19 protein-coding genes and 1 pseudogene are annotated in these 22,293 nt (G+C 40.9%); 2 read left to right on the forward strand and 18 right to left on the reverse strand.

Translation table 11 applies throughout. The features are described from left to right. Positions 1–105 precede the first annotated feature (105 nt). From LPB68_RS02470 to LPB68_RS02490, 6 genes are all read right to left on the reverse strand, one after another. Entirely contained in the window at positions 106–2,775 is a 2,670-nt protein-coding gene (locus LPB68_RS02470; protein ID WP_068658175.1) for a winged helix-turn-helix domain-containing protein, read from the reverse strand. Then, a complete protein-coding gene (locus LPB68_RS02475) occupies positions 2,772–4,727 on the reverse strand; it encodes a GTP-binding protein (protein ID WP_068658173.1) in 1,956 nt (651 codons plus the stop codon). Before LPB68_RS02475 ends, LPB68_RS02470 begins: the two co-directional genes overlap by 4 nt. 51 nt (positions 4,728–4,778) lie before the next feature. Then, positions 4,779–6,077: a DUF4179 domain-containing protein gene (locus LPB68_RS02480; protein ID WP_068658172.1), complete on the reverse strand. Its 1,299-nt coding sequence runs from the start codon at positions 6,075–6,077 to the stop codon at positions 4,779–4,781. Next, the gene (locus LPB68_RS23730; protein ID WP_332455181.1) at positions 6,070–6,327 is read right to left on the reverse strand and encodes an RNA polymerase sigma factor; all 258 of its coding nucleotides are present in this window, start codon (positions 6,325–6,327) and stop codon (positions 6,070–6,072) included. Before LPB68_RS23730 ends, LPB68_RS02480 begins: the two co-directional genes overlap by 8 nt. 3 nt (positions 6,328–6,330) lie before the next feature. Continuing rightward, entirely contained in the window at positions 6,331–6,615 is a 285-nt protein-coding gene (locus LPB68_RS23735; RefSeq protein ID WP_332455180.1) for an RNA polymerase sigma factor, read from the reverse strand. A gap of 153 nt (positions 6,616–6,768) precedes the next feature. Continuing rightward, positions 6,769–7,608, reverse strand: a complete 840-nt coding sequence (locus LPB68_RS02490) for an oxidoreductase (protein WP_068658170.1) — start codon at positions 7,606–7,608, stop codon at positions 6,769–6,771. Positions 7,609–7,768: 160 nt separating this feature from the next. Here LPB68_RS02490 and LPB68_RS02495 point away from each other — a divergent pair, with 160 nt between their 5' ends. Further along, positions 7,769–8,155, forward strand: a complete 387-nt coding sequence (locus LPB68_RS02495) for a MerR family transcriptional regulator (protein WP_068658167.1) — start codon at positions 7,769–7,771, stop codon at positions 8,153–8,155. Positions 8,156–8,459: 304 nt separating this feature from the next. Here LPB68_RS02495 and LPB68_RS02500 read toward each other — a convergent pair whose 3' ends face one another. From LPB68_RS02500 to LPB68_RS02550, 12 genes and pseudogenes are all read right to left on the reverse strand, one after another. After that, positions 8,460–9,335: an amidohydrolase family protein gene (locus LPB68_RS02500; RefSeq protein ID WP_068658165.1), complete on the reverse strand. Its 876-nt coding sequence runs from the start codon at positions 9,333–9,335 to the stop codon at positions 8,460–8,462. Further along, a complete protein-coding gene (locus LPB68_RS02505; RefSeq protein ID WP_068658163.1) occupies positions 9,322–12,492 on the reverse strand; it encodes a GNAT family N-acetyltransferase in 3,171 nt (1,056 codons plus the stop codon). Before LPB68_RS02505 ends, LPB68_RS02500 begins: the two co-directional genes overlap by 14 nt. A gap of 221 nt (positions 12,493–12,713) precedes the next feature. Beyond that, positions 12,714–12,823 (reverse strand): annotated as a pseudogene (locus LPB68_RS23825) (DUF255 domain-containing protein); the annotation flags it as partial. A gap of 74 nt (positions 12,824–12,897) precedes the next feature. Next, positions 12,898–13,764 carry an aldo/keto reductase gene (locus tag LPB68_RS02510; protein WP_068658161.1) on the reverse strand — a complete coding sequence of 289 codons (867 nt, stop codon included), beginning with the start codon at positions 13,762–13,764 and terminating at the stop codon, positions 12,898–12,900. A gap of 142 nt (positions 13,765–13,906) precedes the next feature. Beyond that, positions 13,907–14,326 carry an RrF2 family transcriptional regulator gene (locus tag LPB68_RS02515; protein ID WP_068658159.1) on the reverse strand — a complete coding sequence of 140 codons (420 nt, stop codon included), beginning with the start codon at positions 14,324–14,326 and terminating at the stop codon, positions 13,907–13,909. A gap of 110 nt (positions 14,327–14,436) precedes the next feature. Further along, positions 14,437–15,084: a formylglycine-generating enzyme family protein gene (locus LPB68_RS02520; protein WP_068658708.1), complete on the reverse strand. Its 648-nt coding sequence runs from the start codon at positions 15,082–15,084 to the stop codon at positions 14,437–14,439. A 77-nt stretch (positions 15,085–15,161) separates the two neighbouring features. Then, complete coding sequence (locus LPB68_RS23300) at positions 15,162–16,292, reverse strand: hypothetical protein (RefSeq protein ID WP_068658157.1); 1,131 nt, start codon at positions 16,290–16,292, stop codon at positions 15,162–15,164. Positions 16,293–17,011: 719 nt separating this feature from the next. Further along, positions 17,012–17,641, reverse strand: a complete 630-nt coding sequence (locus tag LPB68_RS02530) for a hypothetical protein (protein WP_237087911.1) — start codon at positions 17,639–17,641, stop codon at positions 17,012–17,014. 47 nt (positions 17,642–17,688) lie between these two features. Further along, positions 17,689–17,931, reverse strand: a complete 243-nt coding sequence (locus LPB68_RS02535; protein WP_068658155.1) for a helix-turn-helix domain-containing protein — start codon at positions 17,929–17,931, stop codon at positions 17,689–17,691. A gap of 10 nt (positions 17,932–17,941) precedes the next feature. Then, positions 17,942–18,433: a DUF2975 domain-containing protein gene (locus tag LPB68_RS02540; RefSeq protein WP_068658153.1), complete on the reverse strand. Its 492-nt coding sequence runs from the start codon at positions 18,431–18,433 to the stop codon at positions 17,942–17,944. 222 nt (positions 18,434–18,655) lie between these two features. Beyond that, complete coding sequence (locus tag LPB68_RS02545) at positions 18,656–19,225, reverse strand: SF0329 family protein (RefSeq protein WP_068658151.1); 570 nt, start codon at positions 19,223–19,225, stop codon at positions 18,656–18,658. Positions 19,226–19,258: 33 nt separating this feature from the next. Further along, positions 19,259–20,425, reverse strand: a complete 1,167-nt coding sequence (locus tag LPB68_RS02550) for a DUF4317 domain-containing protein (protein WP_068658149.1) — start codon at positions 20,423–20,425, stop codon at positions 19,259–19,261. A gap of 497 nt (positions 20,426–20,922) precedes the next feature. Here LPB68_RS02550 and LPB68_RS22175 point away from each other — a divergent pair. Further along, a protein-coding gene (locus tag LPB68_RS22175) for an IS3 family transposase (RefSeq protein ID WP_099458683.1) occupies positions 20,923–22,277 on the forward strand; the annotation gives its coding sequence in 2 pieces (ribosomal slippage) (positions 20,923–21,376 and positions 21,376–22,277; 1,356 coding nt in all). Positions 22,278–22,293: the final 16 nt, after the last annotated feature.

Here is a 22,293-nt window from a genome sequence, read left to right on the forward strand (position 1 = left end):
GAGACTCATGGATATGATGATTGCATTTTAACATATTCGTATTTATGAGGCTATACTAAAGCAATGATGGTTCAGATATGGTTATGCTCTTAAGAGGGAAGAGGTTTACAGCAGGCCTAACTTTCTGGCATGTGCTACAGCTTCAGTTCGTCGACCAACCTGCAGTTTATCAAAGATCATTCGGTTGTGCCCTTTAACTGTACTGAGCGCTAGGAAAAGTCGCTCACTAATTTCACGATTCGATAGTCCTTGGGCAATGAGATGTAATACTTCTAACTCCCGCTCGCTTAATGGCTCTATAAGGGGAATAGCTAAGCGTTGATCCGATTTGGATTCACTTTTCCGCACCTCTGCTTCAAAATCAGCTAGCAGTTTACTAAGATAATCCTGCCTACTTCCATGTTTAACGGCTTCGATAAATAACCTATACATCGGAATCCCCTCATCGACTAAGATCCGTATGAAGCCTCCGGCTTCAATCATCGTCAGTGCTTCAAGTAGGATTTGAACAGCCTTGTACTTTTCACCATGCACTTGCATAGCAACTGCTTGTAGAACTATGACTTTGAGCCGTTCATCCGCCCAACCCTTCGCCTCTACATGTTGTCTCCATTTCTCTAACACTTCAAGTGCTTCAATTGTGTTACCCTGTGCTAAATGAACACGAGACTGGCTCATGGGAGACTCATACTTCTGTAACAGATGAGTGGCGGCTGTCAGATTACCTTGTTGAAGCAACACAAGCACTTGTACATCTGAAATATGTGCCATTTGATTCTCGAAATGATGCTGACGAGCGATCTGGTCAGCTTTTGCTAAAGTAGCTACTGCCCCACCCATTTCCCCGTGCGCGAGATCTAGTCGAGCGAGAAATACTTCACCTGCTACAACTCTATCCGATTGTTCTAACTGCATAGCCAGTTGGACCGACTGATATCCGTGCGTCTTTGCAGCATCCAGGTCATTCCATTCATACAGAATTCGAGCTAGACCCAAGTGAGCTTCACAAGCAACTGACAAAGGCGGATTACCTGCTAATTTCAGAACAGTTCGATAGGTCTCAGCCGCCGTATAAAGTTGGTTTTCTGCTTCTTGTATAGTTCCTAGACCGAGAGTAGCCATAATCGTGATCATGACATGCCCGATCTTCTGACTGATCGATAATGCTTCAGAATAGGCATTGCTCGCCTCTTTCCGATTCCCTTGGAGCTGGTAAGCATATCCCAATGCCCAAGTAGTGGCTGTGCGGACAGGTAGGTTGTCCGGGTGCAGAAATTCCAGTGCACGGCGAGACTCCGTCATGATCGTTTCTGATTGATGCTTACTGACCGCCATTGTCGCACGTATGGAGGCAATATGTCCAATAAGATCCAGTGTCTTAACATCTTGCTCGGCATATTGAAGAGCTTTGTCAGCGGCATGCAGTTTCTGCTCAACGCCGGTCATTTGACCCACCAGCAGTAATGCAGAGGAATACATTACCCATAACGAGGGTTTGGCATCTAATATATCCTTGGGTAATGAGTCTAGCCATTTCAGTACAGGAGCGACTGCTCCTCGAAATAACAAGGGCATTCCCTCTCCTTCCATCAGGCGAGCGGCGCGATCAACATCATTGGCAACCGTAGCATGGTGAAAAGCTTCAATCTCAAGACCATTGTCTTCATACCATTCACTGGCACGTATATGTAATTCAGCCACTAACTCCTCATCGCATTTAGAAGACGAGGTGATACTCTGATGTAGTCGTTGCCTCAACAAATCAGCAAAGAGATGGTGATAACGGTACCAACGCCTCTCGTTGTCCAGAGGGACAATGAACAGATTGGCACGTTCAAGATATTCCAAGGTTTCTTGCCCATATGATGAGGGAACCCTATGTTGTTCCCCGACTATCTTATGAAGAACAGCATCACAAAGAGAACCGCAGAATCGATCAAGAATGGATGTACGTAACAAGAACGTCTGAATGCTAGCCGATTGGTGTTGCAGAACTTCTTCTATCAGATAATCTAGAACGAAACGGTGACTACCCGTGAAAGAATTGATGAAGCTGGTATTGTCTTCATGTCCCTGCAAGGAAAGAGCGGCTAATTGCAGACCGGCAATCCATCCTTCCGTGTGGGATTCAAGTAGAATGATGTCTTCTGATGAAAGATTTAGACCTTTGACCTTATTGAGATATTCAGCTACTTCAGAGGAAGTAAATCTTAAATCTATGGATCGTACCTCAATCAATTCGTCCTGAACACGCAACCTTGCCATAGGAAGATGTGGATCCTCACGCGTGACGATGAACAGATGCATCAGTGGCGGCATATGCTCGAGTAGAAAGGCGATGGCCTCGTTAATCGGTTGGGCATCTATTACGTGGTAATCGTCAAGGACGAGTACGAAATGATCCTTGATTGTGGTGATTTCATTAATAAACGCGTTTAGTATCATTTCAGTTGGCGGCGGTTGTTGAGATTGGAGTAAACCAAACAGACCTTCTCCTGTATTATGTGAGAACGTCTGTATAGCAGCTATGAGGTATGTCAGAAAACTTGTAAGGTTGTTATCCCCTTCGTCCAACGACAACCAACCAACAGGTTGTTTACAACCCCTGAGCCATTCGCTGACCAGTGTTGTTTTACCAAAGCCGGCAGAAGCAGAGATGACCGTCAGTCTGCGATGCAGACCCTCATTCAGGAGCTCATTCAGGCGAGGGCGAAGAACAACATTCGACCGAGCTGGAGGAATAAATAGTTTCGTAGATATAATTGGAATATTCATTTCCCATGCATCATCCCTTCCGCCTCTTCCCAGCTTACCGTATATCCTTGACCCTTAGAACAAAAGATAGACGATGAAATATATTCAGCATCTGCACCCTTATTGTATCCGATCCGATTGATAACCTCTTGTTCGTTATGACAGACATCATATCCGGCAAAAGTTAAGCTCAAAGAGCCTTTTCCTTGAGTAAATGAGGACAACTTACTATTGTAATCCATAAATGTAGCCACAGGTACCGTTCCAGTAAGTATAGTTTTATTACCATCCGTTTGTGGAGGATCGAAACTTCCATGAGCCTGCTGAATATCTGATAGGACACGACCCATTTGGTCCAATTCAACTTTAATTTTAAAATAATAATAAGGCTCCAGAAGACGATTGTCTGCTTGTTCCAAACCCTGTCTCAAGGCTCTATATGTTGCTTCCCTGAAATCCCCACCCGATGTGTGCTTATTATGAGCCCTTCCCGTCAACAGAGTCACAATAACGTCAGTTAGCGGTGAGCCTGTTAGTAAACCATGATGTTCCCGTTCAAAAAGATGATGACGAATCAAATTCTGGTTACCGACAGACAAATCATCAGCATGGCAAGCATTTTTAAACCGAATTCCACTGTTTCTCTCACCCGGTCGTAATTGGATATGCACCTCAGCATAATGCCCTAAGGGTTCAAAATGACCGTAACCGACCACCTCTGTACCAATCGTTTCTTTATATAGAATTTCCGGTTGCTCAAATTTAACATTTAAGCTAAACCGTTCCTTGACGATTTGCTCCAAAACTTCAAGTTGAATTTTTCCCATCACATGAAGTTGAATTTCCTGCAAACTTTCTTCCCAGATCACATTGAGAGAAGGATCTTCAGCATTCAACATTTTAAAATATGTTAAAGCTTCTTTTACATGGACAGTAGGTTCAAAAATGATCTTAGATTTTAAAGTCGGTACCATTTCGTAGACCATTCTTTCTTTCAAAATTCCTACATCATCACCGACAGTGGTCATTGATAAGCCAATAACTGCAAATAGCTCTCCTGCTTCAACCTGATTCACCGCCTTATACTCACGTCCATTATAAACACGGATTTGTGTGATTTTCTCGGTCACTACATTCTCTTCATCACCGTAATTTATCGAATCTCTTACTTTTAGCGTTCCACTTAATGCTTTGATATAAGTAATTCTTGCTCCATGATCATCATGACGAATACGATAGACACGACCAGCAAATGCCCCCTCACTTGAATAATCGGTTACCGTGAGTAGATCCAGCTTCTGCAGAAATTCATCTACACCTATTCCTTGAAGAGCAGAACCACATGCATAAGGGAATATGATTTGTTCTTGAATCAAGCGCTTCATCGTATTTAACCATAGATCCTTACTGTAACCATTCTCCATATAATGTTCCAGTAGAACTTCATCGCGTTCTGCGATAAAATCAACTAGCTCCTCGCTCATCCCGCCATCTTCAAATAGTGAATCAGTCATATTACATACATCTTTTGTGAAATTCGTCTGAATATCTTGCAAGACTTGATGAACATCAGCACCTACCCGATCTGTTTTATTAATGAAAAAGAAGCAAGGGACCTGATATTTACGCAGAAGCTCCCACACGATCTCGGTCTGGCCTTCGATTCCTTCCACCGCACTAATAATAATGATCGCAACATCCATCGCCTGAATTGCCCGCTCCATCTCAGGTGAGAAATCAATATGTCCTGGTGTATCGATCAGATAATAATTAGAAGCACCGTAGGTGAACATTCCCTGATCCGAGAACACCGTAATCCCCCGTTGCTGTTCGATTTGATGGCTATCCAAAAATGAACTCTTATGATCTACTCGGCCACGCTGTTTAATACTCTTTGTATTATATAATAGTTGTTCCGAGAAGGTTGTCTTCCCGGCATCAACATGCGCTAGTATTCCAATGGTTTTGTTCATCGTTTACCCTCTCATCTATCATATTTATATAGATTATAGAGTTTAGAAGTATTAATCAACCGGTATCTCAATTATCTGATTATATGTTTTCATGTAATGCATACCTTCAACTAGCAGATATTCAGGTTCGATCATGGTATCAAATAACAAGGTACGTTCCTTCAATTGACGTCCATCTTCTTGCTTTGTATAGATTTGATTTCTTGTCGTATTTAAAACCGTGTTCTTGTTTTCCGTTTGTATTGATACACCATCAAGCATCACATCTTCATCTGTAACGATGGTTATCTCAACCCCTTGCGATGTCGTGTACACATCTTTCACCCATAATTTTCGAGTATCATCAATAGAAAACGGCTTATCGCCTACAGAAGCAAGGCTAAGCTTTTCTTCTAGTTTTTTATATCCAACAAACTCCTTCATGACTAGTTCTAGCGTATCCAGTTGTTCTGGTAATGTATCGTAACGAATATCAAACTTTTTACCACTAAGTGAAGAGCTAGCACTACTCCCTAAGATTTCTATAGGTGTTCCATTCGCAATTAATTCTATTCCGTATAACTCGCCGCCATTCACTCTATCAAAATTCTCGACATTCAATGATCCCTTGACTACTGTCATAGTAGGAGTTGCTGTTATCGAATGGAATCTAATACTACCTCTGTCAACTTTAAAAGTATCCTTTATTGTCTTTTTAATCCCAGTTTGCATGGCTTCGTCTGGATGATAATCAAAAGTAATAACATCTTCTTTCATCTGGTTGTTCTCTATTTCTTGCCAAAAGTGTAATGTTAAATTTTTGGCAAAGGGACTCACAGGTTCAAAGAACATCGTTCCCTTGATCTCAGTATGATCCTCATTCACAATTGACGTACCGGATTCCATAAATGAATTCGTTAAAAACCCGGATATGTTTGACGGTCTAAAATGCTCTATATCACTGTCCTCCTCTACCCCATCAGGATTGGATAATGTGTAATACATAATCAATTGATTGACATCCGACATAAGCCCATTAATCGTTAGCATAGTGCCATTCGCTAGTGTTGTTGTCTCGTCCACAATTTGCCCCATACCTGCTTCATTCAGTTCTTTGAGCGTTCCATTAATAATTTCATCAAAGCCTAATAACTTCTTGCCATAATAAGCAAAAGCATTATAATTATTTCCTACGATAACCATGAAAATGATGGCGATCGCTACGACCTTCCACATTGGAGTGATTCGTTTCGTTCTTTTTGGAGTAGCTGTATTCAATGCATTTCTTAATCTCATTTCTAATTCTTCAGGTGCTTTTAAGGAGTCCATGCGCTGCTTCTCATCCACTAATTGTTGCTCAATGCTATTCATCAACATCACCCCTCTCAAGATCTCTTAGCTTCTTCAATCCTTGAAATATTCTTGATTTAACAGTCCCAATCGAAACATCGGTCGTGTCAGCTATGGTCTGATTATCGAGATCATGTAAGTACTTTAATTGGATCGCTTCTCTTTGATCTTGATTGATGTTCAATAACAATGTCTGAATATCCATTTGTTGATCACGACTACGATAAGGATCACTGGACTCAGATTGGCTTATTCCGTTCTCACCAGCCACATTTCAATTCTCTATCAACACCAACTTTTTTTGCTTACGAAGTAAGCTTTTACAACAATTCACTAGAATAGTTTTACTCCAGCTGTAGAAAGATTCTTCTTTCTTAAGTTGCTCGATCTTGTCATATAGTCTAACGATCATATCTTCCATTGCATCCATAGCATCATGCTCATTCCCCATATAGGTGAAAGCAAGTTTATAATAAGCTTCTTTCTCAGCCATTATTAATTGAAGTAAGGCTTCTTTATCTCCCTTTTTCGCCCTTTTCACCGATCGAACGACATTCATTCCTTCACCTCTCTCCACTATAAGAGTCATGAGCATAGTAAAAAGTTCATTTTCCTAAGCATTATTATATTTTAAAATAGAAAAAAGGCGTAATTCTAATGAATTACACCCATCAACCCGATCCGTCCATGAACCGCTTAGAAAAATAAGTTCCTACATAAAATCTGTTGATGTACCAAGAACTTCCCATTCAGTCAAAGATTTTTGGAGACTCGTGATTTTATTGTTAGCTACATCATAGGCATCCTGTCCAAGGAAAAGATGTACGGGTGGGTTCTCTGACTCTGTTACTTTGATTAATATATCCATCGCTTTTTCTGGATCACCTGGTTGATTCTTATCAAAATCTCTTAGAAAGGCTTCCTGCTCATCCCGCATGGCTTTATAATCATCAATTAGGTTTGTAGTAGTTCCACTAATAGAGCCCTCGGATAAGAAATTCGTACGAAAGTACCCTGGCTTAATGGCAGTTACATGAATTCCGAATGGCTGAACCTCTTGAGACAGAGCTTCACTCATTCCATCTACAGCAAATTTAGTTGCTCCATAAATACCGCCTCCTGCAAAACCATAAAAACCACCTACGGAAGAGAAGTTAATAATGTGCCCAGATCTTTGCTTTCGCAATTGAGGGAGTGCTTGCCTCACAACGTTAAGTGTACCAAATACATTAGTCTCAAAGTTTTTACGGACTAATTCATCCGACACTTCCTCAATAAACCCTATTTGACCATAACCGGCGTTATTGACGACGACATCAAGTCCGCCAAAATATTCAATTGTTGCAGAAATGGCTTGTTGGACATCTTTCTCATCTGTTAAGTCCAGGTTTATAGCAAGAAAGCGATCATGGCTTCCGACTGCTTTTACCAAGTCGGCTTTGGATCTTGAGGTTGCAGCTACTTTATATCCTTGCTCTAATAGTTTTCTGACCAGTATCAATCCCATTCCCTTGGAAGCACCGGTTACAAACCAAATTTTATGACTGCTCATTGTTCTTCACATTCCTTTCCTGATCCTTGTATTGGATTCTTAAGTATCATACTCGTTAAAGTATTGTCTAAGTCAAATAGGTCGACACCATTGAGTAAACAGTTAAAAAGATGTACTTTATACTAGAGTAACTCTAACTATTATGGAGGGGGATAAATAAATGTCCTATACGGTTAAGGATATTTCAACAAAAACAGGGGTAACAGCTCATACACTTCGCTTCTATGAAAAACAGGGAGTCCTGCCTTATGCAGAACGAACTAAAAATGGAATCCGAATGTATGACGAATCGAGTATTGAGTGGATAGAAACCATATTAGCACTGCGTTCGACTGGAATACCTTTAGCTGATTTAAAACACTATGTAGATTTGTATAAAGAAGGGGACAGTACTCTACAACAGCGAAAAGAGATAATGAACAACCACAAAGTAAAAGTCGAGGAACAAATACTTCAGTTAATTAAAACCTTAGGAAGAATCAATTACAAAATGGCATTGTATGACGTACAATTAGAAGAATTGGAAAGGTCGAATTGCACTTTGTGATGTTATTCCAAAAATAGCATCTATGTAGCGATTATTATTGAGTCATCTTCCAACAAAAAAGCGAATTCTTAAAGGTTAAGAACCATTAAGAATTCGCTTTGCCAGCTTTATTTTTCAGGCAGTGGTAACTTAATCAAACTCAAAATAGTGTTGAATGAGAAATACCTTCACCCGATAAGGAGGTAAAATTCAAATTGATAAACAGCACTGTAAATACCAGGTGAACCTGAATTGAGTGTAGGTAATAATCTACCAATCAAGAATCTTCTCATAGCCTGGAAGCTGACTATGAGAAGTTAATTAATCAGAGTGCCGCAACCCGCTGCTGGATGCGCGGAAACAGACCAAAGGCATTCTCGTAAAACACCTTCTCGTGATGTTGCTCAGGTACGAGTCGGCGGACGAATTCTGCATACAGGTCAATTGGTGCGAGTGGCCAATCGGTTCCGAACAACATTTTCTCGTAATGATCGGAGTACACCAGCGCCCGGCGAAAATGGTCCATGTACAAGGGCTCATCCATGAACCGTTCGAAATGGGGCCGATCGCCTACGACGAGCCCGGACAAATCGGCATAGACGTTAGGATTCTTAGCCACCACTTCGGCAGCGTCCATCACCCAGGGATCGCCCAAATGACAGATCATAAAGTTCACACCGCGCTGCTGGTATGCTAATTCATCCACTGTAAGAGGATGCGAATACTTGAGCAATCCATTCATCGAGTACGTATCACCGGTATGAATGACCACCGGCATGCCATATTTGGCCGCCAGTTCATAAATTGGTGTATAGATTTTGTCATAGACGTAATGATGATAGTACCCAGCATATAGCTTAATTCCCGCTACCTCAGGAGCTTGCAGCCGCGTTTCGATTCGGTCTAGTTCCTCTTGGGTGTGTTTCCCTGTGAGCATGTTCGGATTAATGCCCACGCATTCCATTAAGAACGGTGGAACACTGTCTTCTAAATCAAGGTGCATTGGATTAGGTGAAGTGGAGTCTGGAAAGGCTCCCTTACTCTGCTCCGTGACCCCCATTCCAATACCGAGAACAACGTCGTTCTTGTCAAACTCCGCCTTGAGGCCCGCGGCAGTGTAATCAACTTTGGAGAGATCCCTCGCTGTTTGATGAAAGCTGTCGATGTCCGACAGATGAATGTGAATATCAATAATCGGCATTTATGTTCCCCTTTTCGTCAGTAGGAATGGCAAAGGTCAGCTTCAGAAGGCCACGAACTTCCTCTGGATTCAGATCCATCTCACCCAGGATTAGGAAGGTCGGCTGGGTCCAAGACGTTTCTCCATTCAGAAGTGGAAGTTGTTGATTCACACCGAAAGTGAATACTTTATTGTTCACATACGCCGAAGCCCTCTGATTGGGATAACTATTCACAATATGCAACATATCCTTCCGTGAGGTCGCACCGATTCGCATGATCCCCTTAGACTCAAGACCAGCTTCCACCTTCCCAAGAAGAAACTTTCTTTCCCCGGGGAGTTCCATCCACCCTTCAGAAAAGATTGGCGAAGGCTTGAAGTAACTATCCTGAGATAGCGAATAATGTGGCAGAGCCAATCCACTTTCGTTGCTCACCGAATGCAGCACACAAAGTACAGGAACTCCGGGCAGCATAAGATAATGCTGGTTGATGGTAATCCCGCGGTTTGCTTCCTGTTTTTCTATGGAGGTAGTTATTCGAAGCCCTTGCCAAACGTTGCCATGAGCATCAATCCGCTCCACCCAACCCGCAGTTCTCGGTTCCTGCTGTCTACTGAATCCATTGATGCCGGGAATTCCCACGTCGAGTCCACCGTACCAGGGATTCCACCAGGAACGCGGGGCCGCTTCCGGATAAGAACTGTCCAGCCATTCTTCCCCATGATACTTCAGGGAATGCACGCAGCTGCTGAACTCAGGAGTAGCCGCAATTGAGAGAACTCCGTTGCTCACTGTATAAATAGGACCAGCCGTGCCTTCTTCTACTCTGCAAACAACAGATGTTTCCGTTTGAGGCAACCAGAGACTCGATCGTTCCTGAACGCGATCTTCTCCACGATAGACAGTCCGGACCTTCCAACTGGAATCTCCGTGTCCTGACATTTCCGTTTTTTCAGGAGAGAACTCAAAGCCCGCGGAGTGTAAATCCTGCTCTCTTAGCAGCTCAATGTCAGCTGCCTTCCGTTCCTTTCCACCATCGTTTTGCACATACAATTCGAGGCTTCCTGCGAGTGGAGTCATCTTACGTTCGATTAGTTCTGCATTAAGCACACCTCCCGCAAACGGATTTCCGCCACAGAGTGTCAATTCAAGATGATCATCCAGCACAGGGACAACCATATTCCGCTGCTTCTGAGCGAAGGAACGGAAATCCGACCATTTGGCGAAAGTGTTCAGAGCAAACACAGTCACCTTTGTTCGCACGACATCCCCAGCGGAAATTTGACCAAGATTATGCTCAAGCCCTAGCGTATATTCGGGGCGAAGCAGCTTCAGTGAAGGGTCCCAGCAGATCCCGCATGTGACGTTCTCTTCCTTGCAGAACAGCCAGTTCTCCGTAATTTGTGCGCTATCCCAATGACTCGGGTCACCGGAGTAAGAGTCGCCCATGTCCACATAATAGCCCTGGTATGGCAAGATGAGCCGCTTTCCGAAGAACCCAAAATTCGTCAGCATATACATGTTCTCTGTAAGCGTTGTGCTGTTGGTATTACAGATCTCGTTATGAAACTCAGCGATTCCATTTGCCAACAGCTTGACCACTACTTTTATCTCCAAACCCGGAAAGTCCTCCGACTCGTAGAGAGCTTCGAGAACTTGGCGCTCCCCTTCCGAATAAATCTTTACTTCTGTGGCCCGCTTCTTAGAGAATTCTTCTGCGAAGGGCTTGCCTAGCTTCGGAAAGGTCCACCAGAAGTTGTGGCTTGAGCCGGGATATTCGATCCATATTCCATTATCGATCTTGTTCAAATGGAGGGAAAATGCGCCGTTTACGGCGACCCACTGATCCCCGTCTTCCCCACCAAAACGACCATCCTTTCCCTTCATTAGGACAGAGAGTTTACTTGTGAAGTTAACCGCATTCTCCCCCGTTGGAATAGCCGTCACCTCTATATCTTGTGAGTAAAGTCCATAAGATCGTAGTGTGAAGGGTACAGGGATAGAGGTTTTGCTCTTAGCTGGAACAGTAAAGCGTACCGCACGATCAGCCCATTCCAAGAATTCATCCTCCGGCAAATCGAAGACGAACTCCGCCTCCGAGGTGAAATTATTCTCCACATTCAGATACAGTTCAGTCGGAACGCCCGGATACAGTTCACGGGTTGGGAGTACCATTTTCATCTTGAGAGGAAATTTGGGAGCGACGCCTATACGGAATTCAGCCCGCTTACCACCAATGATCCATGTGCTCATAACAACGGGATGGGTCTTCTTATCGTTCTGTTCCTCCCGTACAGGATCAAGCTCAAACTCACCTTCCACGATGATCGATTCTCCCGGAGCGAGCGTTGGTGCAGCGGTCAGTGCAAAACGGATATTCTTGTCGTTCTGACCTTTGATCTCAATCGCCAGCTCAGACGCAGAGCGATTCTTGATATGGTAGCGAATCTTGTAGACCGAGCCGAACACAAGATCATGGTCGTCGATCTCAGTGAAGATTTTATAGTCGGGTGTTTCAAGTGCGGTCAACCCGCGACCAGTCTTCTCGAATTCTGCCCGCAAGAAGAGCTCCCCCTTTTGCCAAGTATAATCAAAGAAATCAAAGCCACGCTCCCGACGGCCATCCGGTTGGATGACGAGTTCGCGTGTGCTGTCTGCATACCAGTCCAGCTCCTCGAAATATGGAGCAAGCGCTTCCGTTTGCACAACGGTTGGAATAAAGTTCATCAGATGAACGTAATCTTCATTTTTTTCCCAGAAGAACCCGCATTTCTTATACATCGGTACAGCCTTGGTGTTGCCTGCCCAGGTAAACAGATCAAGACGCGGCCAGCCTGCTTCGACTGTTGTGCGGACGGCGTTCAGAATCAAATTACGACCGACCTTGTAACCGTGATAATCCGGGCGCACATTCAATAAAGGTACATACAACGCTCCTTCGTCTTGACGGTAGTGGGAGAAACTGCAGAACCCGACTACCTCTTTGCCATCTATTGCGAGAAATACATGAAGATTGGACGAAATCTCCATCTCTCGGCGCACACTGTCCTCTGTTCTCTGATTGGTTCCACCGCCCCAGCTTTCGTTGCTACGGTTCCACATCTCAGCGACCGCTCCAGCATAAGAAGGATCGTATTCAATAATTCGGATTTGTTCCATGGTGGTATTTACTGTCATAAACTCATCTCCTTATTTTTCAAAAAAAATGAATATGTATTTATCATAAAGTTATTCTAGAATGTGTTCATATTATACTATCAATTGGAAGAATATGACGAGAACTAAGTCTCTTTCACAACAACAAAAAAACTCCGACGGGTACTAAACCGTTGGAGCTTCAAATAAATTAATTTACGCTAACTTCTCATCAGTGGCAGGTACGTGTGTGGAAATAATTAACTATAGCCAATAGAATAAGAAGTCAGGTTTGTTGTCGCGTCTGGCGATTTCAAACGCTTCACCCATCCGACCAAGGGAATCAGTTCACCGGATTGTGAGTGTGTTGCATTAAATAAGGCGACTTTTCCTTGGCTAATCTATTGGGTGCTTTTTAGGTTGTCATGGGTCATAAGCTACATCCAACTAAATAAAAATCTTCATCAACTTATTATAGATCGGATTAATAATATAACCCGTTGGATTAATCGAATATCTTTTACCTGTATTAAGCTGATTGATCTTTTCTATATCATCGCTAGTTAGCTCAAAATCAAATATCTGGCTATTCTCTTTCATTCTTTTTAGGTTTGATGATTTAGGAATGATGATGATTCCTCGTTCGATGTGCCAGCGTAAAATGACTTGAGCGACCGTGATCTGATGGGCTAAGGCAATTTTTTGTAATACCGGATGCTCTAATAAGGCTTTATTCCCTTGTCCTAGGGGACCCCAGGCCTCGTGTAAAATCTGGTGTTCTTTAAGATATTCATGCAATTCATTTTGCGGAAACTCTGGATGAGTCTCAATCTGATTGATCATCGGCAGGATTTTAGAATGTTTTCTTAATTCTTCAAGATGTTGGATTTCAAAATTAGCAACGCCAATCACTTTGACTTTGCCACGCGAGTACAACTCTTCCATCGCTCGCCAAGTTTCCAGATAATTCGGTGAGGCGAAATGAATTAAATACATATCCAGATAATCTACTTTCAGCTTATTCATCGTTTGTTCAAAGGCTTTCAATGTAGCTTTATAACCATGATCCGTATTCCAGACTTTCGATGTAATAAAAAATTCTTCACGAGGGATCTTACTTTTCTGAATCTCTCTTCCTAAAACATCCTCATTTCCGTAAATTTTAGCGGTATCAAAATGTCGGTACCCAATCCGAATCGCCTCACTGATTACAGTTTCAAACTCTCCCTCCTTAGTTATTTTGTAAACCCCAAAACCTAATTGAGGAATTGTGACACCATTTATCGCTTTAACGGTTTTATTTTTTAAAATCATTTGACAGCTCCTCATTTTCACTTCATTATCCGAGAATGCAATATTCTGAATATTAATTATATTTAGATCTATCAAAAAAAAGAGAAGATCCCCGTCATTATAGAACATGAACTTGAGAATACCACTACATTCTCAAATCATTTTATTCGTTCAATAAATCGGTTAACCTTACTTCTTTTAAAGAATTCTGCATGGCTATCTCCGCTGCTTGTATACTATTAGCAATCTTTTGTTTCACTTCGTCTACTTCTTTTCCTTGCAGGGTTACATCGGTATGGAGTTTGAACAAAGTTTTTCCAGGCTCAACAGCCAGAAAGACATCCAGCAAAGTAATTTCCGATATTGGCCTTGCCAGCAAAATCCCCCCTTTAGCTCCTTCTTTAGCAACGGTTAGTCTAGCATTGTTCAAGTTACGAATGACTTTTACCATCGTTGGGGCAGGAATATTTAATTGTTCTGATATCACTTTGGTGGATAAAAAGTTGTAACATCCCTCCTCTGTAATACTGTGAATATACAGTAATATTGAAATTCCTTGTGATAAAGCTGTAGAGTATGCCATTATTAATTCTTCCTATCTTTTTCATCTTTTCTAAGTATACTATATATCTTATATATTTAGATTTCAACAAAAAGAAAAACCCGTGTCTGCTAACACGAGCTTTGGTATCATCAGCTTAGAGACTTGGCAAGACGAAAGCCGAGATCCTCGATTCGAAGCGTAGGGTGACTGCGACGACGACATGTCGCCCCGCATCCCCTTTCTTCTTCAGCCCAACTTCCGCCGCGAAAAATCCTGTAGGAGCCATATACATTCGCGTCATACACATCCCAACACCACTCCCACACATTTCCTAACATATCATAGAGTCCCCATGCATTCGGCAGCTTCTTCCCTACCACATGTGGCTTATCCCCGGAGTTCTCCAGATACCAAGCGATATCATCGAGCTCTCCGTAACGATAACCAACCGTTCCAGCTTTACACGCATACTGCCATTCCGCTTCTGTAGGAAGACGATACCCATCTGCCTCCCAGTTGCAAATAACATTTTCTCCATCATCGCTTATCAAGTAACATTCCTTTAGACCCATATGCTGAGAAAATAAATTACAAAACGAGACTGTATCTTTCCAAGAGACATCTGTAACTGGCACCTGCAATTCCTCATTCAGTTCACCGGTCTTTTGTATGATCGAGAAATATAACTCCTTCGTAACAGGTATCGGTGCAAGTAAAAAAGAATTCACTTTAACCGTCCATGTCGCTTGGATCCTGTCATCCCTTAATTCGATTTTTCCATCTAAGATACATACCATTGGATAATCTTCTTTAGACAATGATCTCTCTCCTTTGGTATCATCTACTACGACATCTGTAATCCCTTTGACCACATTTACTGATCCTCCACAATATAATCAACTACCACAAGCGTTTCGTTCTCTTTACCAAAGGTAATCGTCTCCATCGTGTTGTAGTAAGCAGGCTCAGTAGTCTTTGTTACATAAGTTATGTTCGCACTCGTGCCGTCTAATTCAACTTTGAAATCGACGACCCAGGGACTGGAAACTCCGATATTGAAATTCCAATCCTCACCGCTTCTAACGATCTGCTCTTGTTTAAATTTTTCTTTCATTTCCTCTGACATCATTTCATAACGTTGTTGTCCATCCCGTGTTTGAAGTCCCTCTGCCCAAGCCGTAGCAAGCACTAGCTCATGAATGAGGTCATATTCGGATTCCGGAATTTTATAATAACGGAATTCGCCTCCACGCTTGACCATTGCAAGGGAAGGATCAGAATTGTAGAACCTGATTTCTTCGTTTACCTTAGAAGTAATGTTGATAGTAATGGATGCGGATTGTTCTTCAGGTGAAGGAACATTTTGTCTGTTCCATGCTTCATAATCGAAAAGTTTAATCAGTTGATTCCCATCCAATTGAAATTCACCGTAAATAGAAATAATTGAGAGCGTAAGATTATGTTCTGATTCTGTATCGAAAAAAGATGCATGCTTTATTTTATCAATTACTTCTGGAGTTCCATCTTTTTTTACTATCTTTACCTCTACATCTTTAATATTACTGATGGCATACCAAAACATTTTGTCGCCATCAACCTCAATGATGTTTGCTGGTTCTTCACCTGCAAACACTTCAGAAATAGAGTCATCGTTAATAGTTCCCGAATAAATGTATGGAACTTCATGCATTGAGGACCACTGTTCAGAGGTATTCCACTCCGCTCCTCTTGTTTGTCTCCATTTCCAATTTTCGTTTTCTCTCTCAAAATATGCAATGAATATTTGTTCACCTTGAAGATTGTTTTCTGTGAAAATAGCAATCGCATCGTTTTCATGAACAACATTATGTTCTTGGTGAACAAGAGAATATGAATACTTATCTTCTTCATATTCATGCATATCTTCCATCACTGTATGAAAATATTCGTCAAAAGTTTGTTCATTTGAACAAGCAACAAAAAATACGGCAAAAATAAAACATAAAAAAAGTATCTTTTTTTTCAATCTTCTCTCCCCTTTTAAATGAACTGCTAGTTGCAGTAAAGAAATACAGTGTCCATACACCTTCTTGGAGTATAGACGCTTATGGAATAATTTAGTTACGGATTAGTGAAGATAAACTCATACCGTATTTCCCTACTGAGACGAAACTAATTGAACAAGCATAAACGCCTTCGGCGTCCTTATAAGGACGGTAAGTGTTTAAGCGAGAAATATAAGACATAAAGTATAGCGTAAAACTTATACTTTCTTATATTTTAAAAAAATCTGCCCTCCATGGGCCACTTAATTCTATTTTTATTCTTTGGCTTTTTTAGTAACTCTGTTGGTATTTGATTAAACCGAATGAATATTCGTTTTTAGTCTGATTAGAAAACTGAATATACAGTGTTATCTACATGAAGTATAATGGTCTATTTGACACTAGATATCCCGTTCGCATGTTTAGCGTTTGCAGCTTTTCTTCTGTGTGCTTGTAATGCTTTACAATCGCGATCTGCTGCTGTAACCTTTCGCTTAGTAAATTAACTGTTATCGGATTGTTGGAATCTCCATTCAACCGCTAGGATGATTATCGGTGATAAACTTCTATACTACAGGTTAATAGTTATCAATCTAAATAAAATCAAAAAAACCTTGATTTCTCAAGGTTTTTTTGATTTTATATTTTGGTGGAACCTATGGAGAACGCTTCACAGCTAAGCTCACATATTTAGCATATCTTAGTCCATACCATGTTCTTTACGAATCTTATACAAGCCTTGAAGTAGTAGCTCTGACGGGTCCCGATTCAATTGCAAATGTGTGAACAATAGATGTAGTGGGAAGGCGCACACGTTATTTCCTTCTTTTATCGCTGGGAATCCAGCTTCGAAGATCGGACCGAGCTCTTGGTTCCAGCCTAGCCCTGCATGTACTTCTTCCGGAGCAAATTCCTGACGTACTTCTTCTATACATTTGGGAACTAACACCTTATCTATAATTGCCTTCGCTTCATCTTCGCTTGAAGCTGGTTTCGGAAGACTTTTGCCTCCCTTATTCTTCATCAGTTCAATGAAAAATGAAGCCATCCAAATTGCCGGATCCTTGCCCGACTGGAATCTAGCGACTAACTCTCGCAGAAAAAAAACACAGGAATATACATCATTGGAATCATCCTTCACATGATACACAAAAACCGGACCGTAAGCATCCAGATTCAACACCTGTCCTTGGACTTCGCTAAAGTGCCTTTTCAAAGATACGATGCCGTTATGGTGAACAGCTTTTAGAAGCTCAACCCTGTTTTCTTCGGAATTGGTTTCTTGATTATTGTTTACTTCCTCGTTTGATGTCTTATTATTCATATTCATATTCACCCCACTTTCTATCATACCATTCAGTATCTTGAACTTAAATATTAGTATAACGAATCTTCATGATACCCTTGGGTGTCTTCGTCAATTTTGTATTCTAAAATATCGCCGGGCTGACATTCTAAAGCTTTACAAATCGCCTCTAAAGTTGTTATTCGAATCGCTTTTGCCTTTCCATTTTTCAATATAGAAATATTAGCCATCGTTATTCCAACCCGCTCAGAAAGTTCTGTAACACTCATTTTCCTTTTAGCTAGCATGACATCAATATTGATTATAATGGACATATAATTCACCTCAGACTATTAAGTCATTTTCTGATTTTATATCGATGGCTTCTTTTAAAAGCCGTTGAAGAACAGCCGCGAAGACTGCAATCACCAAGGGAGCAAAAATCATGACCATTCCGATTAGTATGAGACCCGGTGCGTCGTCTATCTCCGCCATGATATAGACGAGTGGTAGGGCTACCACATACAAGCCAGTGATAGTGAGGGCACAGTTTTTGATTTTCTTTAGAGCCTTTACAGATAATTCGGAGAAAGCTTGGTTCTTGTCAATATAGCTTAAAAGCTTAAAAGATTGATACAAAGCGAAGTAAAATGGGATCGCCGAAACATACATAACCAGTAAAATGCCATATACCACAAAAGCTAAATCAAAACCTCTTTCTGCTGCTTCATGTGCTTCATTCGCTATCATAGGCAACAAAAATAGACACAAAGCAAGAACTGGAATGCCAATAAAAATTACAGCTATCTTTAAAAAGAGTGTTGAACTTCGTTTCACAAAAAGCACCTCATTTATTTATTGTTAATTTGAATTTAACATATTATTTATCGTTTTACAATATATTTTGATTGATATGGAATGCATTATGATTGTTTTGTAGATTCCCTTTCATTTTATACAAAGAAAAAAAGCATTCTTCTTTACAAAGAAATGCTCTATTACTAAAACTATTCAATTTGTGACTTGATCAAATAACCTGCCTGTTATCGTTATTTATTTTCATAACTTGCTTAGACGTAGTTCATAAAAATACTGTACAATTGGATGCTTTAACTTCATCTTCTCCGTCATGTTTAAAATTCGCTTTTTTCCAACTCGTCTGTCCACCAATGCTAGAATATTCAACAAGATATCATTGCTCTCTAAACTTTCATCTATAGGAGTAGATAAATACTTATTAGCCACAACGTTAAAGTTTGATTTACTTAATGATGACTGTGCTGACAAAAGCTCCTTTGCATATGATGATATTTTTCTACTTCTTGCCATTATTTTTAGACGATCCTCCGGAACGATCCCCTTCGTATCTTTTCTAACCGCTTCAATTTCTTCATTGTTGATAGGAATTTGGATATCTGAATCATTCTTAATTTCCAGCTCTGTCTGATACCATCTGATTAAGGTAGTTATATCACTCATATTAAGTACGTTCTTTTTATCTACCGCAATATAACAAATCCCTGCTTTATCAGGTAAATAACGATAACTAGTTGCACGGTATTCAACCCTTCCATGTAACGCAGGACAGAGAAAACTCTCTAGTTGTTGCTTCAATTTGCTCCAGGACATGTTTCCTCCTATGTTTTATATTATAAATAAAGTCTATAATATCTCTGTACTGAGCGTAAATCCTTCGATTACGGCATCTTCGTCAATCTCAATCAGGATGCATCGTCTCCCTTGATAATTCACCTGTTTCACATACTTTAAATCCTGTGGGCTAACCGAAATCGTGGCAACCTTTGTGTCGATCTTAATCGATTTTGACGTAAATTTCGGCATAACGCTGCTTGCCTTCATTTCATAGTTCCTATCATCGATGATCGTTTGAAACGCTCGTTCTACTTTTTCCGTCGTCACGTTCTCTACGCCGCTTATTGTCAACACGCGTTCCACATCTTTATAATCCAACTTCGGAGGTTCTTCCTCATCTTTATTAATTTCGATTACCTGGTGGATTTCCTCGTATACCTGTGCGAGAGTGGCTACATCGAGTTGTTCGCCCGCCACTTCCTTCACGATGTCTTCGAAGATAGCTCTCTCTTCCATTGCTGTCATGGATCTTTCGGCATTTAAAACCTGTTCGATGAAGTGTGGATCTGGATAATTTGATTTTGCCGTACAATACAAAATGCGGTTCACATCGGAATAGTTATCCGTCACGCTAGGGTAAAAGAACCCTTGCTCCGGCGAGCTTAACTTGATAATCGGATCTACAATGACATTGTACTTAAATTCCCGCTCCACATAATCGAACAAAAGCGTTTTCTTTTGCTTCTCCGTGGAATTCACACTGCATAGAATGAACGGATTTGCGAACATTTCGTCCTTCCCGCTCTCTTCGGCTTCTTCATTTCTGCCCTTGGTCGGCCGGAAATACTGTCCACGAACGAACGTGACTACTGTATCCTGTTCATACTTAACATCCACCAGCATTTTATCCACCAACAACAGCATCAGGTCCTTCCATTCTTCAGGATCCCCTGTCGCCAAACCTTGGTGCAGCAGTACTCGTGTTGGCTCCACTGCTTCCTCCAGAAACTTCAACTCGAACAACTTCTGATCCAATTCGCCAGTCAAGAGTTTTTTGAAATTTCCCATATACAGCTCCTGCTTCTCTCTGTCGACCAGAGCAAACGCCTGGCGCTCCCAATGATAGACCTCGTTGCTCTCCTTCATAATATACACATTGAGAATATCGTTAATATTCATCATATCGTGATCCAGCTTAAATTGCTTACGTATATGTGCGACTTCTTTCTTTATCATGATTCGTTAGACATCTCCTAAGAAGTAAATTGGTCTCATCAGTATAAATGATATAAAAACCCTTCGCTAGAAGGGTTTTAAAAATACTTCTCTTTAACTCTGATCCTCACCAATAACATCAGCCCTCCACATGTGGTAATTCCTCTTTGAAGTTAGCTTCAACTAACCTCCACCAGTATTTAGATTCTTAGTTTCTTACTACATGAGCCATTTCCGCATCTTATAGTTGTATTTCTAGATCTTTGATTATGTTATCTTGTCGGTACCTTACAGTTATCAATTTACTGTTCATGTCAAAAAAATCTATAGGTAATATAATCGTTAGTTTTTCTGTATCATTTTTCTTTAATAGCATTGAGTCAACTGATGGACATACTCCCGTACTAGATGCAAATTCACTATTTGAAATTAGAAGACCACAATCAAAAAGCAGATCTAAAGATGAACTGCACCCCAATTGTTAGACACAATCTAACAATTGGAGGTGCAGTTTTTTCATGAGTAAATTTACTGTTGAACATAAAATCGATGCAGTGGATAGATACCAGAAGCAATTAGAGAGCGTGGATAAAATTGCTCGTTCAATAGGAGCGAATAAGGAAGTTGTACGTATGTGGATCAAACAATATGAATATCACGGATTAGTAGCTTTCGAAAAGTCCTATACTTCTTACACAACACAGTTTAAAATGGATGTACTTCATTATATGAACGAAAATGGGGCGTCCCCAAACGAAGCTGCAGTAATCTTTAATATTTCATCTCCTGCATTGATTCGAAAATGGAGAATACAGCTGAGTACTATCGGAATAGACGCTCTCTTTTCGAAGAAAAAGGGGCGTCCATCAATGATAAAAAAGCCAACGAAACAAGTAATACAAGCATCCGTTGAAGGATCTGTTGAAGTACTTGAAGCGCGAATTAAACAACTTGAAATGGAGAACGAATATTTAAAAAAGTTGAATGCCTTAGTTCAGAACAAAGAAAAATCACCAACCAAGACAAAGCGCAAGTAGTCTATGAGTTAAGGCATAAATATCCGGTGAAGGCGCTCGTGAAGCTTGCTGGCATTCCACGTAGCACGTATTATGATTTTATAAAGAAAATGAACCGACCCGATCTTGATGCCGATTTAAAGGCTGAAATCGAATCAATTTACGATGAACATGAGGGCCGCTATGGTTATCGTCGTATTCGTGATGAACTAGTGATTCGTGGGAAGAAAGTTAATCATAAGAAGGTTCAACGCATTATGAAAGAGCTTGGTTTAAAATGTCTTATACGTATGAAAAAGTATAAATCGTATAAAGGTACAGTTGGTAAAATTGCGCCCAATCATTTAGATCGTCAGTTCAATACGGAAGCACCGAATGAAAAATGGGTTACGGATATTACGGAGTTTAAATTATTCGGAGTAAAGCTGTATTTATCACCTGTATTAGATTTGTTTAACGGAGAAATTATAACATACACTATTGGCTCACGACCGACCTATTCACTTGTTTCAGAGATGTTAGCGAAGGCGTTAGTACGCCTACCAAAAGACCGCCAACTGCTCATGCACTCCGATCAGGGTTGGCATTATCAAATGAAGCAATATCGCCATGCGCTTCAAAAAAGAGGCGTCCTACAAAGTATGTCTCGTAAAGGAAACTGTTATGATAATTCCGTGATGGAGAATTTCTTTGGCATTATGAAATCAGAGTTTCTCTACTTCAAAGAATTCGAAAGTGTAGAACACTTTAAACTAGAATTAGAAAAATATATAGAATACTATAATACGAAACGGATTAAGGCAAAATTAAAAATGAGTCCGATACAATATCGAACTCATTTTGAGCAAGCAGCCTGATGAAATAACCGTGTCT

The sequence above is a fragment of the Paenibacillus crassostreae genome (assembly GCF_001857945.1).
GTDB lineage: Bacteria > Bacillota > Bacilli > Paenibacillales > Paenibacillaceae > Paenibacillus_AQ > Paenibacillus_AQ crassostreae.

Excerpts from the sequence above, each read along its gene's own strand:
- LPB68_RS02470 (WP_068658175.1), bottom strand. The coding sequence starts at position 2,775 with ATGAATATTCCAATTATATCTACGAAACTATTTATTCCTCCAGCTCGG.
- LPB68_RS02475 (WP_068658173.1), bottom strand. The coding sequence starts at position 4,727 with ATGAACAAAACCATTGGAATACTAGCGCATGTTGATGCCGGGAAGACA.
- LPB68_RS02480 (WP_068658172.1), bottom strand. The coding sequence starts at position 6,077 with ATGAATAGCATTGAGCAACAATTAGTGGATGAGAAGCAGCGCATGGAC.
- LPB68_RS23735 (WP_332455180.1), bottom strand. The coding sequence starts at position 6,615 with ATGAATGTCGTTCGATCGGTGAAAAGGGCGAAAAAGGGAGATAAAGAA.
- LPB68_RS02490 (WP_068658170.1), bottom strand. The coding sequence starts at position 7,608 with ATGAGCAGTCATAAAATTTGGTTTGTAACCGGTGCTTCCAAGGGAATG.
- LPB68_RS02495 (WP_068658167.1), top strand. The coding sequence starts at position 7,769 with ATGTCCTATACGGTTAAGGATATTTCAACAAAAACAGGGGTAACAGCT.
- LPB68_RS02500 (WP_068658165.1), bottom strand. The coding sequence starts at position 9,335 with ATGCCGATTATTGATATTCACATTCATCTGTCGGACATCGACAGCTTT.
- LPB68_RS02505 (WP_068658163.1), bottom strand. The coding sequence starts at position 12,492 with ATGACAGTAAATACCACCATGGAACAAATCCGAATTATTGAATACGAT.
- LPB68_RS02510 (WP_068658161.1), bottom strand. The coding sequence starts at position 13,764 with ATGATTTTAAAAAATAAAACCGTTAAAGCGATAAATGGTGTCACAATT.
- LPB68_RS02515 (WP_068658159.1), bottom strand. The coding sequence starts at position 14,326 with ATGGCATACTCTACAGCTTTATCACAAGGAATTTCAATATTACTGTAT.
- LPB68_RS02520 (WP_068658708.1), bottom strand. The coding sequence starts at position 15,084 with ATGGTATGTATCTTAGATGGAAAAATCGAATTAAGGGATGACAGGATC.
- LPB68_RS02530 (WP_237087911.1), bottom strand. The coding sequence starts at position 17,641 with ATGAATATGAATAATAAGACATCAAACGAGGAAGTAAACAATAATCAA.
- LPB68_RS02535 (WP_068658155.1), bottom strand. The coding sequence starts at position 17,931 with ATGTCCATTATAATCAATATTGATGTCATGCTAGCTAAAAGGAAAATG.
- LPB68_RS02545 (WP_068658151.1), bottom strand. The coding sequence starts at position 19,225 with ATGTCCTGGAGCAAATTGAAGCAACAACTAGAGAGTTTTCTCTGTCCT.
- LPB68_RS02550 (WP_068658149.1), bottom strand. The coding sequence starts at position 20,425 with ATGATAAAGAAAGAAGTCGCACATATACGTAAGCAATTTAAGCTGGAT.